Source organism: Thermoanaerobaculum aquaticum (assembly GCF_000687145.1).
GTDB lineage: Bacteria > Acidobacteriota > Thermoanaerobaculia > Thermoanaerobaculales > Thermoanaerobaculaceae > Thermoanaerobaculum > Thermoanaerobaculum aquaticum.
Window position 1 is genome coordinate 46987 of sequence record NZ_JMFG01000002.1, and the last position, 14692, is coordinate 61678.

The window sequence follows — 14692 nt, forward strand, 5'->3', positions numbered from 1 at the left end:
AGGCAACTTTACGTGCGGTCAAAGGTGCTGTCAAAGCGCTCATTGCAGCTTTTGCGCCCCATGGTAATCGGAAAGGAAACGGGCCAGGCCAGCATCGGTGAGCGGGTGGTGGTAGAGCTGCTGCAGCACCTTGAAGGGTACCGTAGCCACATCGGCCCCCAAAAGCGCCGCTTCCACCACGTGCTGCACGTGGCGTACCGAAGCCACCAGCACTTGCGTGGGGAACTCGTAGTTCTGGTAAATCTCCACAATGTCCCGCACCACCTGCATACCATCGTGCCCCACGTCATCCAGCCGCCCCACAAACGGGCTTACGTAGGTCGCTCCCGCTTTGGCCGCCAACAGCGCCTGGGCGGGGGAAAAGCAGAGGGTGACGTTGGTGGCAATGCCCTCTTCGGCAAAGCGGGCGCAGACCTTCAGGCCGTCGGGGGTGAGCGGCAGCTTCACCACGATGTTTTCAGCAATGCCGGCGAGCTCCCGCCCTTCCCGCTCCATGCCGGCTGCGTCGGTGGCAATCACCTCGGCGGACACCGGCCCGGTGGTGAGGCGGCAGATGTCCTCCAGGATCTCCCGGTAGGAGCGGCCCTCCTTGGCCACCAGGCTGGGGTTGGTGGTGACGCCGTCCACGATGCCCCAGGAAAGCGCCTCGGCAATTTCCTTCACGTTGGCCGTATCAATGAACAGCTTCATCGTCCCCTCCGTTTTCCTCCCGCTCGGCCAGCTTGGCCACTGCCACCACCCGATCGTCACCGTTGACGTTAATCAGGCGCACCCCTTGCGCCGCCCGGCCGGTGCGCCGGATTTCCGCAGAGCGGGTGCGGATGAGCATACCCTGGGCGGTGACCAGCAGCACATCGTCGTCCTCGTGCACGTGGCGGATGCCAGCCACCGCCCCCGTGCGCTCGGTGAGGTGCATGAGGATGATGCCGGTGCCACCCCGCCCCTGCAGGCGGAACTCCTCCACCGGCGTGCGCTTGCCAAAGCCTTTTTCGGAAACCACCAGGATGTCCCCGCCTTCGTTTTCGGGGAAGGTGGCCATTTCCTCCACGAAATCCCCATCCCGCAGGGCAATACCCCGCACGCCCGCAGCCACCCGCCCCATGGGCCGCACCTCCCGCTCGTGGAAGCGAATGGCCATGCCGCGGTGGGTCCCCAAGAACACGTGGCTTTGCCCATCGGTGAGGCGCACCGCCAGAAGGTCGTCCCCTTCCTCCAGGGCAATGGCGGCAATGCCGCCGGAGCGGATGTTGGCAAAGGCGGAAAGCTCGGTTTTCTTCACCTTGCCGGCGCGGGTGGCAAAGAGCAAGAAGCGGTCCTCGGTGAAGGACTTCACCGCCACCAGCGCCGCCACCCGCTCATCCTGGGGGATGGGCAGCAGGTTGACGATGGCTTTGCCCCGGGAAGCGGGGGAAGCATCGGGAATTTCGTGCACCTTGAGAGCGTGCACCTTGCCCCGGGAGGTGAAGACCAACAGCACGTCGTGGGTGGAGGCCACAAACAGGTGCTCCACCGGGTCCTCGTCTTTGGCCAGGGCCCCCCGTCGCCCGCGGCCGCCCCGCCGCTGGGCGCGGTAGGCGGAAACCGGCGAGCGCTTGATGTAACCGGCCCGGGTCACCGTCACCACCACGTCTTCCTCCACGATGAGGTCTTCCAGCCGCAGCTCGCTGGCATCGGGGAGGATTTCCGTGCGCCGGGGCTCGGCAAAGCGCTTCTTGATGTCCAAAAGCTCCTCGATGACGATTTCCAATACCAGTTGCTCCGAGCCCAGGATGGCGGTGAGGCGCTCGATGAGCGCCAGAACCTCCTGGTACTCGGCCAGGATCTTGTCCCGCTCCAGGGCGGTAAGCCGCTGCAGGCGCAAATCCAGGATGGCCTGGGCTTGCAGCTCGGAAAGGCCAAAGCGCTGGCACAGCTGGAGCTTGGCGGTGGGCGGATCCGGGGCCTTGCGGATGGTGGCAATCACCTCGTCCAGGTGATCCAGGGCAATCACCAGGCCTTCCAAGATGTGGGCCCGCTCCTTGGCCTTGGCCAGGTCAAAGCGGGTGCGGCGCACCACCACCTCTTTGCGGAAGGCCAGGAAGTGCTCCAGCGCCTGCTTGAGGGTGAGGACCTTGGGCTGCCCCTCCACGATGGCCAGGAGGTTGATGCCAAAGGAGCTCTGCATGGGGGTGAGCTTGTACAGCTGGTTCAACACCACCTGCGGCACCGCATCGCGCTTGAGCTCCACCACCACCCGGATGCCGTCGCGGTCCGATTCGTCCCGCAGGTCGCTGATGCCGTCAATTTCCTTGCTTTGCACCAGCTCGGCAATGCGCTCCACCAGCTTGGCCTTGTTCACCTGGAACGGCAGCTCGGTGATGACGATGGCGGTCTTGCCGCCCTTGGGGTGGTGCTCGATGACCGCCCGCGCTTGCACCTGCACCGCCCCCTGGCCGGTGGCGTACGCCTTGCGGATGCCATCGGTGCCGCGGATGATGGCGGCAGTGGGGAAATCGGGGCCGGGGAGGTAACGCAGCAGGTCATCCACGGTGGCTTCGGGGTTTTTGGCCAACGCCACGCAGGCGTCAATGACCTCCCCCAGGTTGTGGGGGGGGATGTTGGTGGCCATGCCCACGGCAATGCCCGAGGAACCGTTCACCAGCAGGTTGGGGAAGCGGGCCGGCAGCACCGTGGGTTCCTGGAGGGAACCGTCGTAGTTGGGCTGCCAGTCCACCGTTTCCTTTTCCAGGTCCTCGCCCAGCATTTCCTCGGCCAGGCGCGAAAGACGCACCTCGGTGTAGCGCATGGCCGCGGGGTTGTCGCCGTCCACGGAACCGAAGTTGCCCTGTCCATCCACCAGCACGTGGCGCATGGAAAAAGGCTGGGCCATGCGCACCAGGGCGTCGTAAATGGCGGCGTCGCCGTGGGGGTGGTACTTACCCATGACGTCGCCCACGATGCGGGCGGATTTCTTGTAGGGCTTGCCGGCGGTGTTGCCCTGCTCCCACATGCCGTAAAGGATGCGGCGGTGCACGGGCTTCAAGCCGTCCCGCACGTCGGGGAGGGCCCGCCCCACGATCACGCTCATGGCGTAATCCAAATAGGAGCGCTTGAGCTCCTGCTCGATGGACACCGGGATCTTTTCTTCCCGGAAAAAGAGGGAGTCGCTCATAAAGGCCTAGGTCCTCGCTTACACATCCAGGTTCACCACGTCCAGGGCGTTGGCGGCGATGAAGTCCCGCCGGGGCTCCACCGCGTCCCCCATGAGCACGGTAAACAGCTCCTCGGCTTCCGCCGCATCCTCCACCCGCACCTGCAGCAGCCTGCGGGTTTCCGGGTTCATGGTGGTGGCCCACAGCTGCTCGGGGTTCATCTCGCCCAAGCCCTTGTAGCGCTGAATGGTCACCCCCTGCCGGGCGGCTTGGTACACCCGCTCCACCAGCGAGGCCACCGACTCCAGGGTTTCCTTATGGCCGTCCAGCTCCAGGTAAAAGGGCGGCAAGTCAAAAGCGGCAAGCTCCTGGAAGAGGTTGGCCAGCTGGCCGTACTCGTAGGTGCGGAGCAAAGGAAAGCCCAGCTCCACCTGACGGGTAAGGCCGTTTTTCCGCACCATCACCCGCAGCAGCGGCACCTGGTGCTCCTCGTCCTCCTCCACCTCCACCTCGTCAAACCCCAGGGCGGCCAGCTCCTCCTGCAGCCTGGCCAGGGTTGCTTGCTCGGCCAGCTGCTGGCGGTGGCGGAGGCCCAAGCGCAGGAACAGCAGCACCAGGTCCCGGGGGAAGCCGCGGGTTTCCAGGCGCTCCAGGTTTTGCAGGTAGGCCTCCAGCTTGCGGATGGTGTCCTTGAGCGCCTTCCCCTCCAGCACCTGCCCGGTGCTGGCCAAGGTGAGGCGAGCGGAGGTGGAAAGGCGCTCCAGGAGAAAGGCCGAAAGCTCGGCGTCGTCCTTGAGGTAGCGTTCCTCCTTTTTCACCGAAACCTTGTAAAGCGGGGGCTGGGCAATGTAGAGGAAGCCCCGTTCAATGAGCGGCCGGAAATGGCGGAAAAAGAAGGTCAAAAGGAGGGTGCGGATGTGGGCGCCGTCCACATCGGCATCGGTCATGATGATGATCTTGTGGTAGCGCAGCTTGGCAAGGTCAAAGTCCTCCTTGCCAATGCCGGTGCCCAGGCACTGGATGATGGTGCGGATTTCCTCGTTGGCCAGCATCTTGTCGAAGCGGGCCTTTTCCACGTTGAGGATCTTGCCCCGCAGCGGCAGGATGGCCTGGAAGCGCCGGTCCCGGCCTTGCTTGGCGGAGCCACCGGCGGAGTCGCCCTCCACCAGGAAAAGCTCGGCGTGGGCCGGGTCTTTTTCCTGGCAGTCGGCCAGCTTGCCGGGAAGGGAGCTGTTTTCCAGCGCGGTTTTGCGACGGGTGAGCTCCCGGGCTTTCCTGGCCGCTTCCCGGGCGCGGGCGGCATCCACGCACTTGGCCACAATGCGGCGGGCCACGCTGGGGTTTTCCTCGAAGTACTCACCCAGCCGGGCGTTCACCACCGACTCCACCCACCCTTTGACGTGGGAAGAAACCAGCTTGTCCTTGGTTTGCGATGAAAACTTGGGGTCCTTGATCTTCACCGAGATCACTGCGGTGAGCCCCTCCCGCACGTCATCGCCGGTCAAGCCCTCCGGGAGCCCCTTGAGGAGGTTGTTAGCCTGGGCGTAGGCGTTGATGGTGCGGGTTAAGGCGGCGCGGAAACCCGAAAGGTGGGCGCCCCCATCGCTGTTGTACACGGTGTTGGTGAAGGCCAGCACGTTTTCGGTATAGCCATCGTGCCACTGCAGGGCAATGGCCACCTCTTCCCCTTCGGCGTTGACGTCGGAAAGCAGGATGGGCTTGGGGTGAAGGACGTTTTTGGCGCGGTTTAAGAACTCCACGAACGCCGAAAGCCCCCCTTTGAACTGGAAGGTGTGCTCGGCGCCGGTGCGCTCGTCTACGAAAACGATGGCGAGACCGGGGTTGAGGAAGGCCAGCTCCCGCAGGCGCTGCACCATGAGGTCCGCATGAAACTCGGTGATGGAAAAGATCTCCGGGTCCGGCTTGAAGGAAACGGTGGTGCCGGTTTTGGCCGACTTGCCCACCTTTTGCAGGGGGGTCACCGGCACGCCCCGGCGGTACTCCTGCTCCCAAACCGCCCCGTCCCGGCGAATTTCCAGCCGCAGCCACTCGGAGAGGAAGTTCACCACCGAAACACCCACCCCGTGCAGGCCACCGGAAACCCTGTAGGACTTGTTGTCGAACTTGCCGCCGGAGTGCAGCTCGCACATGATCACCTCGGCGGCCGGCCGGCCGGTTTCCTTGTGGATGTCCACGGGAATGCCGCGACCGTTGTCCTCCACCGTGACCGAGTTGTCGGTGTGCAGGCGCACCACGATGCGGGTGGCAAAGCCAGCTTGCGCCTCGTCCACGGCGTTGTCCACCACTTCCCAAACCATGTGGTGGAGGCCGGAGAGGTCATCGGTATCGCCAATGTACATGCCCGGTCGCTTGCGCACGGCCTCGGGCCCGCGCAAGACCTTGATGCTCTCAGCGGTGTAGCTGTTGTTGCTCACCAACGGCTCCTTTCGTCAACCGCCAAGGTGCCTCCCCGCATGGGGACCACCGCGGCCTCGGGACAGGAAGGGAGCACCACCTCGGGGTGGGCGGTGGACACCACCACCTGGGGGCTCAGCGCCGGAAGCCGCAAGAGCAGCCGGCTTAAGGCCTCCCGGTCCAGCTCGGCGTCCACGTCATCAAAAATCACCAGGGGTGCCACCTTTCTCTTCCTGGCGGTGACCGCCACCGAAGCCAACCGCAGGCTCGTGGCCAAGAGCTTGGCTTGGCCCGCCGATAAGACCTCCCGGGCTGGCCGTCCCGAAATGGTGATGCAAACGTCGTGGCGGTGCGGACCCACCAGCGTATGGCCCCGAGCCAGCTCCTGGCCGCGAAAGCGGCGCAGTTGCAAAAGCAGGAACTGCTCGCCGCCTCCGGCGTGGGCCGCCGGGCCTTCAGGCGCATGATAGCGCAAAACGGGCTTGCCACCAAGCCATCCCAGCTGGGAAAGCTCCTCCTCCAGAGCCTGCGCCAGAAGCTGCAGGGTGGCCACCCGAAGCTCGACGAGTTGCGCTCCCAGGCGGGCCAGCTCCCGGTCGAAGGCGTCGAGGCTTGCCAGCTGATGCTGGGCCAAGGCGGCGTTGCGCTGGCGCAGGGCCCGGCGGTAACGCAAGAGCAGGTCCAGCACCTGGGGCTTGAGCTGGAAGGCCAGGCGGTCCAGCAGACGCCGGCGGTGCTCGGGCCCGGAAAAAATTAACTCGGTGTCGCTGGCAGAAAGGGTGGCCACGGGAAAGAGCGAAAGGTACTCCGCCGGCCGCACCTGGCGGCCCCCGCGCAGCAGGGTGCGGTGCAGGGTACGCCCCAGGCGGGCATGCTGCTCCAGCACCAGTGAGGTTTCGCCTTCCTGGAGCTGCCCTTTGAGGGTAAAGCCCGCCTCACCGTGGCGCACCCAGCTGGTGGGGGAGCCGGGGCGAAAGGAGGTGAGGTTGCCCAGCACCGCCACCGCTTCCAGAAGGTTGGTTTTGCCCGCTCCGTTGGGGCCGGCCAGCACCACCAAACCCTGGGGAGGGGCCCAGGAGAGCTCGGGGAAGCTGCGGAAGTTTCGACACCAGAGGGAGGCGAGAATCAAGCGCCGGCAAACTTGATGGGCATGAGGACGTAAAGGCACTCCGCCGGGCTACCGTCCTCCGCCACCGGGCTCAGGACGATGGGGGCATCGGCGCGGGCCAGCTGCATTTCCACCTGCTGCTCCTCGCAGGAGGACAGAAAATCCAAAAGGTAGGACGCGTTCACGAAGACCTTCAAGGGCTCGCCTTCGTACTGGCAGGCCAGCTCCTCCGCCGCCTGGCCAAGCTCAAAGCCGGCGGAAGCCACGGTGAGGGCGTCCCGTTGAAAGTCCAGGTACACCCCGTGGTTGCGATCGGAGCTCAAAAGCGCCACCCGCCGTAGGGAAGCAATGAAATCCGCGCGGGAAAGGCGGGCGCGGAGGGGGTGGGTGCGGATGAGCACCTTTTCGTACTGGGGAAAGCGGGACTCCAAAAGGCGGGACATGAGCACCCGGTCACCCAGGCGGAAGGCCAGGTGCCGCTCTCCCAGGGAGAGGTACACCGGGCTTTCCGGCCCATCTTCCAGGCGGCGCAGCTGCTGCAGGAGCTTGCGGGGCAGCAACTGGCGGGTAAAGGGCGGTGTGCCGCCGGCGTGGGCGAAGCGCACGAAGGCCAAGCGGTGGCCGTCGGTGCCCACCATTTCCACAGCATCAGGGGCCAAGTTGAGGAGGGCAGCGTTGTACTGGAAGTGACCTTCCTCGGCGGAAACCGCAAAAGCCGCACGGTCAATGAGGGCGTGAAGGAGCGACAGCGGCAGGGCGTAGCCTTGGCCCTGGGGCAGCTCCGGGAGGGTGGGGTACTGGGAGGGGTCCAGGATGGCCAGCTCCGAACGGAAGCTGCCGCTTTGCAGCAAGAGGCGAGTTTCCTGGACGGTGAGCTGGAGGGTATCCGAGGGCAGCTGCCGCAAAAGGTCAAAAAACACCCGGCCATGCACGGTGACCCGTCCCTCCTGGCGAACGCTGGCCGGGGTGGCGGTGAACACCGTGAGGTCCAGGTCGGTGGCCACCACCTCCAGGCGATCCCCGGTGGCGGTGAGCAAAACGTGGGTGAGGATGGGAATGGTGGTGCGCCGTTCTAAGACGCCCTGCAGGAGCTGGAGCTCCTGGGCAAGCTGCGCGCGGTTGAGGGTTACATCCATCGTTCGCCCTCCTACGGCTACGATCCAAGGGGAAGCTTACACGTTTTCGTAGAAGCCGTCGAGGGTGCGGAAAAAAGTACCGCAAAGCAAAAGGACAGGAGCGGGATGGGGTTAGCGGGGAGCTGGGCTGTGAAAAAGGGTGTGGAGGAAAAAAGGGGGCTGGGGGAAAAGGGAAACGTGAAAAGGCTCTAGCTGCGAAACTGTTCCACAAAGGAAGCGAGGGTGGCGTCCAGGTTGGGGTTTTTCCGGCGTTGGGCGGCAATTTGCTCCACGGAGTAGAGCACGGTGCTGTGGTGCTTGCCGAAGAGGCGGCCAATTTCCGGGTAGGAGAGGTTGAGGACCTCGCGGAGCAGGTACATCGCCACCTGCCGGGGGAACGCCACGCTGCGCCGGTTGTCCCGGCCTTTGAGGTCGGCCACCTTAATGCCGTAATGGTGGGCCACAAAGCGGATGATCTCCTGGGGGGTGGAGGTGCGCTCGCTGGGGAGGACGGGGTAAAGGGCTTCCCGCACCGTTTCCAAAGTGGGGGGGCGGTTGGTGAGGGTCATGAACACGAAGAGGCGGTGGAGGTAGCCCTCCAGCTCGCGGATGTTGTCGCGGCTGCGGGCGGCAATGAAGGAAACCACGTCGTTGGGGAGGTCGTAGCCTTCCACGTGGGCTTTGCCGCGGATGATGGCGATACGGGTTTCCAGGTCAGGGGGCTGGATGTCGGCAACCAGACCCCAGGCAAAGCGGGTGCGCAGCCGCTCCTCCAGGCCGGAGATGTTGTGGGGTGGGGTATCGGAGGTGAGCACGATTTGCTTTTGCGCTTCGTGGAGGGTGTTGAAGGTGTGGAAGAACTCCTCCTGGCAGCGCTCCTTTCCCGCCAGGATGTGGCAGTCGTCCAGGAGCAGCACGTCCACCTGCCGGTAGGTTTGGCGGAAGTCGTTCATCTTTTGCAGGCGGATGGAGTGGATGAGGTCGTTGACGAACTTTTCCGTGGGAACGTAGGAAACCCGCAGGGTGGGGCGGTTTTGCCGGAGGTGGTTGCCGATGGCGTGAAGGAGGTGGGTTTTGCCCAGGCCCGAGCCGGCGTAAATGAAGAGCGGGTTGTAGCCGCTGCCGGGGTTGGTGGCCACGGCCACAGCGGCGGCGCGGGCAAAGGCGTTGGAGGGCCCCTCCACAAAGGTGTCGAAGGTGTACCGGGGGTTGAAGGTAAAAGCCGGGAGGGTTTCAGCTTCCTTGGTGGGGGAAGCGGAGATAACCACCCGCAGGGGGTTTCCGCAAGCCATGGCCACAGCGTCTTCCAGGAGGGGAAGGTACTGCTCCGACAGGTAGCGGGTGTACACGGAAGAAGGGGCTTGCAGACGGAGTTCGTGGCCGTTGCTCTGGAGAGGCGTGAGGGGGAGGAACCAGGACTCCAGCTCTTCGGGTGGAACCTTGTCCTTGAGGTAGGAGAGGGCAGCTTGCCAGAGGGCGTTGGTGTCGGACATGGTGTGTTCCATCCCAAAAAATACCGGGTCACGTAGTCTAACACAGCAGTTGACCAGCCTGGAAGGGGCGTGTAGACTTCGCAAGCTCAGGGCGAAAAGCCCAGCGTGAGGTGTGCCATGAAGAGGACGTTTCAGCCGAACAACCGGCGGCGGAAAAAGACCCACGGATTCCGGGCGCGCATGCGCACCAAGGCGGGGCGGCGGGTTTTGGCGGCCCGCAGGCGCAAGGGGCGGGCGCGGTTGACGCCGTAGGCTTTGGCATTTCGCGGAATCAAGCGGCGGCGGGATTTCACCCAAGCCTATCGCGAGGGCGTTAAGGTTCACGGACGGCTGATGGTGGTGTTCGTGCGCTGGCGCGAAGGCGAAACCGGACCCCGGCTGGGGATCACCGCCACCCGGCGGGTGGGGGGAGCGGTGGTTCGCAACCGCTGCCGGCGCCGGGTGCGGGCAGTGGCCAAATGGGGCGAGGGGCTGGTGGGAGATCTGCCGCTGGACGTGGTGGTGAACGTGAAAAAGGAGCTGGCGGAGGCGCCCTGGCCAGAGGTGGTGGCGGAGTTCGTACGGTGCCTGGAGAAGGGGATCGCCCGGGTTGGGCCGCGCGCCTAGGCATTGGGGCGCTGCGCTGGTACAAGCGGTGGGTTTCGCCGCTCCTGCCGCCCGCCTGTCGTTTCACCCCTACCTGTTCGGAGTACATGGCGGAGGCCATGGCAGTGTGGGGTTTTTGGCGGGGCTTGGGGTTGGGCTTGCGGCGGTTGGGGCGGTGCCACCCGTGGCACCCGGGGGGCTTTGATCCGGTGCCCGGCCGCCCGGAAAAGAGGGGGTAAGGGATGGAGCGTCGAGCGCTTTTAGCGGTGCTTTTGTCGGTGGTGGCAGTGGTGGTCTGGTACTCCCTGTTTCCCCCCAAGCCGCCGGTCCCGCCGGAGCTGAGCCAACCGGGCCCAACACCCACGGCGGCGGCGGAGGGCACGGTGCCGGCAGAAGCCGCGGCTCTTCCGGTAGCGGCGGAAGCCGTGGTGGGGGAGCGGGAAGAGCAGGTGGTTTTGGGGGACGAGGAGTTCCGGGTGGTGGTGAGCAACCGCGGTGGGGTTGTGGTTTCCCTGCAACTGGGTGGCTTCCGGGATGAGAAGGGCAACCCCCAGGAGCTGGTGGGTGCCGGCATCCCGCCCCTGGCGCTGGTACCAGACGGCCCCTGGAACCGCGAGCTTTACCGGGTGGAGCGGGATGGCAACAGGGTGAGCTTGCGGTGGGCGGATGGCCAGGGGCACCTGGTGGAAAAGCGTCTGTGGGTGGAGGGCCCGTACCGGCTGCGGGTGGAGGGGAAGGCTCTGGGTTTCGGGAAGGACGTGGGTGTGGTGGTGGGCTCCTTGGCCACCTGGGCGGGCGGCGGCAAGACCGACAGCTTGGGGCGCGCGGATTTCGTGGTGGCCAGCGGCGGGAAGCTCAAGCGGGTGACGCTGGGCAAGGCGGAAAAGGTCGAGGCCACTGGAGCCGTGGCGTTCGTGGGCGCGGAGGACCGCTACTTCCTTTTGGCGTTCCTGCCCGAGCAGGCTGCCGGGGGTCGCGCCGAAGGCGCCGAGGGGCGAGCGGTGGTGGTGAGCTCCGGGGAGTTTGCCGGCACGCTGGTGGCTGCTCCCAAGGAGCACAAGCTTTTGAAGAGCTTCGGCAGGGGCCTGGAGGAGACTCTCTCCTTCGGGCTTTTTGGCTTTCTTTCGCTGTTGTTTCTGGAGGTTTTGCGGTGGATTTACGGGTGGTCGGGCAACTGGGGTGTGGGCATCATTGTGCTCACGGCCCTGATTCGGGTGCTGCTGTTCCCGCTCACCCACAAGAGCACGGTGGCCATGCGGGGGATGGCCAAGCTCCAGCCCAAGATCAAGGCCATTCAGGAGCGGTACCAGGAAAGGGTAAAGAAGGACCCGGCCGCTCGCCAGCGCATGAACCAGGAAATTATGGAGCTGTACCGGCGGGAGGGCGTCAACCCCATGGGTGGCTGCTTGCCGCTTTTGGTGCAGATCCCCATCCTCTGGGCGCTGTACACGCTTTTTGCCTTTGCCATTGAGCTGCGGCACCAGCCTTTCATCTTTTGGATTCGCGACCTTTCCGCCAAGGACCCCACGTACATCACGCCCATCCTCATGACGGCGTCCATGGTTCTCCAGCAGAGGCTGGCCCCGCAAACGGGCGATCCGGCGCAGCGGCGCATGTTCATGCTGCTGCCCTTCGTGTTTGGTTTGATGTTCATGAACTTCCCTGCGGGGCTGGTGCTGTACTGGCTGGTGAACAACGTGCTGACCATCGGCCAACAGCTGCTCACCGACAAGCTCTTGAGCCGGGAAACAAGCGGGGCGTAAGTGAATGGGAGCGCCTGGCGCGATCGCTTGGTCGCCGCCGGGGTTTCTGAAGAGCTGGCGGCCTCGCTGGCGCTTTTCCTGGAATTGCTTGGGCGCTGGGGTGAGGCCTGCGATTTGACTGCCGAGCTGGGCCCGGAAAGCCTGCTGCGGGATCACGTTTTGGAGTCGTTGAGCGGTGCCCCGTGGTTGGTCCCTGGCGTGCTTCTGGACGTGGGGAGCGGGGCGGGTTTTCCGGCAATCCCCTTGCTTTTGGCCCGGCGGGACGTGCGGGGGGTGCTTTTGGAGCCGCGCAGCCGCCGCTGGGCCTTCCTCAAGGAAGCGGTGCGGGAGCTGGGGTTGGCGGCGGAAGTGCGGCGGGGTCGGTTGGAGGATGGGGCTTTTTCCGGCGTGGAAAACGTGAGCGTGCGGGCCTTAGCCCGGGAAGTTTGGGAAAGGAAGGCGCAGGAACTCCTGAAACCCGGCGGGCGGTTTTTGTGGTGGGCGGGTCCCAGGGCTTGCCTGACACCCCCCGAAGGGCTGGAGGATGTGGTAACCTGCCCGTTGCCTAACCCCGAAAGGGGGTGGTTGGTGGTTTGGGGGCGATGTTTCACGTGAAACACCAAGGCGAAGATCAAGGCTTTCAGAGGGTTGTGGCGGTGGCCAACCAGAAGGGTGGTGTGGGCAAGACCACCACGGTCATGAACCTGGGTGCGGCCCTGGCCACCTTCGAGCAGAAGGTGCTGGTGATTGACCTGGACCCCCAATCCAACTGCTCCTCCGGTTTGGGTTGGAGCCGGCAGGACGCGCCCACCTCCTATCACGTCCTGGAGGGTCTGGTGCCGCTCATGGATGCGGTGGTGCCCTCCTCCTTCCCGGGCCTGGATCTTTTGCCGGCCAGCCCCGATTTGGTGGGGGCGGAGGTGGAGCTTCTGGCCCAGGAGGACCGGGCGTTGTGTCTGGCCCAAGCCCTGAAGGCGTCCCCGCCGCCCCACCACTGGGTGCTCATTGACTGTCCCCCTTCCCTGGGGATTTTGACCGTGAACGCCCTGGCTGCCGCCCAGTCGGTGCTTATCCCCATTCAGTGCGAGTACTTTGCCTTGGAAGGCGTGAGCGAGCTCATGCGCACGCTGGAAAGGGTGCGGGCGGCCTGGAACCCCAACCTGGCCATCGAGGGCGTGGTCCTCACCCTTTACGACGAGCGCCTGAGCCTTGCCAACCAGGTGGTGGAGGAGGTTCGCCGCTTCTTTGCCGACGACGTGTTTTCCACGGTGGTTCCGCGCAATGTGCGGTTGGCCGAGGCCCCCTCCTTTGGCCGCACGATCCTGGAGTACGACATCAAGAGCCGCGGCGCCCAGGCGTACCTGAGCCTGGCCCGCGAGCTCTTGGAGCGGAGGCTTGCCCATGAAACGCGCCGCGCTGGGTAAGGGGCTTTCAGCGCTGCTCCCCGAAGGCGGGGGCAGCGGGCGGGGGGTTTTGGAAATACCCGTCAGCGCCATCCGCCCCAACCCCCTTCAGCCCCGCCGGCAGTTTTCCCAGGAAAGCCTCCAGGAGCTGGCCGCGTCCCTAAAGACCCACGGCTTCCTGCAGCCGGTGGTGGTGGCGCCGGCGGAGGGGGGGTACGTGCTCATTGCCGGGGAGCGCCGCTGGCGGGCGGCGCAGCTGGCGGGGCTTGCCAAGGTGCCGGCGGTGGTGCACCAGGCGGACACCGACGGCGAAAGGTTGGCCCTGGCGCTTATCGAAAACCTCCAGCGGGAAGACCTCACCCCCATCGAGGAGGCCCGGGCTTACCTCCAGCTGCGCACCGAGCTGGGCCTCTCCCAGGAGGAAATTGCCGAGCGGGTGGGCAAGGACCGCTCCACGGTGGCCAACGCCCTGCGCCTGTTGAGCCTTCCCCTTTCGGTGCAAGCGCTGGTGGATGAGGGAAAGCTCTCCGCTGGCCATGCCCGCACCCTGGCCGGGCTTTCCGACCCCCAAAAGCAGGAGGAGCTGGCCCAGCGCTGTGTGGCTGAGGGCTGGTCGGTGCGGGAGCTGGAACGCCGACTCCGCCCCCCGGCCCGCAAGGCCAAGCCCAGCAAGGACCCTGAGACGCTGGCGGCGGAGGACCGTCTGGCCATGAGTTTGGGGACCAAAGTGGCCATTCATCGGCGCCGGCGGGGGGGTGAGATCCGCATTGCCTTTGCCAGCGAGGCCGAGCTCATCCGCCTGTACCGCAAGCTTGCCGGGGAGGATTCATGAAACGACCGGCCACCCTTAACGGGTTTTTGGACCAGGGTTGCACCATCCGCGGGGAGGTGGACTTTGCCGACCTCCTGCGGGTGCACGGCCACGTCATTGGCAGCGTGCGCAGTGCCGCCGAGCTCTTGGTGGGCGAAGGAGGGCTGGTGGAGGGCGAGGTGGAGGTGGGGCGCCTGGCGGTGGCCGGGACCGTGAAGGGCAAGGTGAAGGTGAAGGAAAAGCTGGTGGTGCATCCGGGCGGCAAGGTCCTGGCGGAAATTTGGACGCCGGCCCTGGTGGTGGAAGAGGGGGGTGTGGTGGAAGGCATGGTGCATATGGCCAACGGCTTGCCCCTTGACACGCCCAAGCAGAAGGTCTAGGCTTGCTTTAGTGAATTTGAGACTCGCTACGGAGGCCGAGGTCATGGATATCAAGCGCGCCCAAAAGCTTTTTGTGCAGTTTCTGCGGGACAACAACTTCAAGGTGACCAAAGAGAGGCTCATGCTCCTGGAGGAGCTGCTCACCTCCGACGGCCACCTGGATGCCGACACCCTGCTCTTTCAGGTGCGCCAGCGCGGCAAGAAGGCGTCCCGCGCCACCGTTTACCGCACCCTTGAGCTCCTGGTGCAGTGCGGTCTGGCCCGCAAGTCCCGCTTGGGTCGTGAGCACTACGTGTACGAGAAGGTCACACCCGGGCAGCGGCACGACCACATGGTGTGCGTGCAGTGCGGCAAGATCATCGAGTTCTTCGATCCCGAGCTGGAGGCCCGGCAGCGCCAGGTTTGCCAGGAACACGGCTTTCGGCCGAGCTACTTTGCCCTGCAAATCCACGGGGTTTGTGCCGATTGCCGCAAAGCCGAATAGCCCCCAAAGGAAATACCGCGCTTCA

General features: G+C 65.0%; 15 protein-coding genes. 9 read left to right on the forward strand and 6 right to left on the reverse strand.

Annotation, left to right across the window (positions count from 1 at the left end; translation table 11 throughout):
* Positions 1–39: 39 nt before the first annotated feature.
* The 6 genes from fsa to dnaA form a co-directional block, all read right to left on the reverse strand.
* Positions 40–690 (reverse strand): fructose-6-phosphate aldolase, encoded by a 651-nt coding sequence (gene fsa, locus EG19_RS00435; RefSeq protein ID WP_038046223.1) that lies wholly within the window; start codon positions 688–690, stop codon positions 40–42.
* Entirely contained in the window at positions 674–3151 is a 2478-nt protein-coding gene (gene gyrA, locus EG19_RS00440) for a DNA gyrase subunit A (RefSeq protein ID WP_038046225.1), read from the reverse strand. Before gyrA ends, fsa begins: the two co-directional genes overlap by 17 nt.
* Before the next feature lie 18 nt (positions 3152–3169).
* Positions 3170–5566 carry a DNA topoisomerase (ATP-hydrolyzing) subunit B gene (gene gyrB / locus EG19_RS00445; protein ID WP_038046226.1) on the reverse strand — a complete coding sequence of 799 codons (2397 nt, stop codon included), beginning with the start codon at positions 5564–5566 and terminating at the stop codon, positions 3170–3172.
* Entirely contained in the window at positions 5563–6714 is a 1152-nt protein-coding gene (recF, locus tag EG19_RS00450) for a DNA replication/repair protein RecF (protein WP_081799791.1), read from the reverse strand. Before recF ends, gyrB begins: the two co-directional genes overlap by 4 nt.
* The gene (dnaN, locus tag EG19_RS00455; RefSeq protein WP_038046232.1) at positions 6672–7790 is read right to left on the reverse strand and encodes a DNA polymerase III subunit beta; all 1119 of its coding nucleotides are present in this window, start codon (positions 7788–7790) and stop codon (positions 6672–6674) included. Before dnaN ends, recF begins: the two co-directional genes overlap by 43 nt.
* A gap of 188 nt (positions 7791–7978) precedes the next feature.
* Entirely contained in the window at positions 7979–9262 is a 1284-nt protein-coding gene (gene dnaA / locus EG19_RS00460) for a chromosomal replication initiator protein DnaA (protein ID WP_038046234.1), read from the reverse strand.
* Between the two features lie 117 nt (positions 9263–9379).
* On the opposite strand from dnaA, the gene rpmH reads away from it, so the two are divergent.
* Genes rpmH through EG19_RS00500 form a run of 9 tightly spaced genes read left to right on the forward strand, consistent with a single transcriptional unit; the run spans position 9380 to position 14667 of the window.
* Positions 9380–9514: a 50S ribosomal protein L34 gene (rpmH, locus tag EG19_RS13005; RefSeq protein WP_081799793.1), complete on the forward strand. Its 135-nt coding sequence runs from the start codon at positions 9380–9382 to the stop codon at positions 9512–9514.
* A 3-nt stretch (positions 9515–9517) separates the two neighbouring features.
* A complete protein-coding gene (rnpA, locus tag EG19_RS13950) occupies positions 9518–9868 on the forward strand; it encodes a ribonuclease P protein component (RefSeq protein WP_081799794.1) in 351 nt (116 codons plus the stop codon).
* Positions 9826–10086, forward strand: coding sequence for a membrane protein insertion efficiency factor YidD (gene yidD, locus EG19_RS00470; RefSeq protein ID WP_038046236.1), 261 nt, complete (start codon positions 9826–9828; stop codon positions 10084–10086). The genes rnpA and yidD overlap by 43 nt, the downstream gene beginning before the upstream one ends.
* A 3-nt stretch (positions 10087–10089) precedes the next feature.
* Positions 10090–11610 (forward strand): membrane protein insertase YidC, encoded by a 1521-nt coding sequence (yidC, locus tag EG19_RS00475; RefSeq protein ID WP_038046237.1) that lies wholly within the window; start codon positions 10090–10092, stop codon positions 11608–11610.
* Positions 11611–12204 (forward strand): 16S rRNA (guanine(527)-N(7))-methyltransferase RsmG, encoded by a 594-nt coding sequence (locus EG19_RS12125; RefSeq protein WP_053334699.1) that lies wholly within the window; start codon positions 11611–11613, stop codon positions 12202–12204. It abuts the gene before it with no gap.
* Positions 12192–13013: a ParA family protein gene (locus EG19_RS00485; protein ID WP_053334700.1), complete on the forward strand. Its 822-nt coding sequence runs from the start codon at positions 12192–12194 to the stop codon at positions 13011–13013. The genes EG19_RS12125 and EG19_RS00485 overlap by 13 nt, the downstream gene beginning before the upstream one ends.
* Complete coding sequence (locus EG19_RS00490; protein ID WP_038046239.1) at positions 12991–13824, forward strand: ParB/RepB/Spo0J family partition protein; 834 nt, start codon at positions 12991–12993, stop codon at positions 13822–13824. Before EG19_RS00485 ends, EG19_RS00490 begins: the two co-directional genes overlap by 23 nt.
* Entirely contained in the window at positions 13821–14183 is a 363-nt protein-coding gene (locus tag EG19_RS00495; protein WP_038046241.1) for a bactofilin family protein, read from the forward strand. The genes EG19_RS00490 and EG19_RS00495 overlap by 4 nt, the downstream gene beginning before the upstream one ends.
* Positions 14184–14226: 43 nt before the next feature.
* A complete protein-coding gene (locus EG19_RS00500; protein ID WP_038046244.1) occupies positions 14227–14667 on the forward strand; it encodes a Fur family transcriptional regulator in 441 nt (146 codons plus the stop codon).
* Positions 14668–14692: the final 25 nt, after the last annotated feature.

Excerpts from the sequence above, each read along its gene's own strand:
- rpmH (WP_081799793.1), top strand. The coding sequence starts at position 9,380 with ATGAAGAGGACGTTTCAGCCGAACAACCGGCGGCGGAAAAAGACCCAC.
- dnaA (WP_038046234.1), bottom strand. The coding sequence starts at position 9,262 with ATGTCCGACACCAACGCCCTCTGGCAAGCTGCCCTCTCCTACCTCAAG.
- EG19_RS00495 (WP_038046241.1), top strand. The coding sequence starts at position 13,821 with ATGAAACGACCGGCCACCCTTAACGGGTTTTTGGACCAGGGTTGCACC.
- dnaN (WP_038046232.1), bottom strand. The coding sequence starts at position 7,790 with ATGGATGTAACCCTCAACCGCGCGCAGCTTGCCCAGGAGCTCCAGCTC.
- gyrA (WP_038046225.1), bottom strand. The coding sequence starts at position 3,151 with ATGAGCGACTCCCTCTTTTTCCGGGAAGAAAAGATCCCGGTGTCCATC.
- yidC (WP_038046237.1), top strand. The coding sequence starts at position 10,090 with ATGGAGCGTCGAGCGCTTTTAGCGGTGCTTTTGTCGGTGGTGGCAGTG.
- EG19_RS00500 (WP_038046244.1), top strand. The coding sequence starts at position 14,227 with ATGGATATCAAGCGCGCCCAAAAGCTTTTTGTGCAGTTTCTGCGGGAC.
- EG19_RS00485 (WP_053334700.1), top strand. The coding sequence starts at position 12,192 with ATGTTTCACGTGAAACACCAAGGCGAAGATCAAGGCTTTCAGAGGGTT.
- EG19_RS00490 (WP_038046239.1), top strand. The coding sequence starts at position 12,991 with ATGAAACGCGCCGCGCTGGGTAAGGGGCTTTCAGCGCTGCTCCCCGAA.
- fsa (WP_038046223.1), bottom strand. The coding sequence starts at position 690 with ATGAAGCTGTTCATTGATACGGCCAACGTGAAGGAAATTGCCGAGGCG.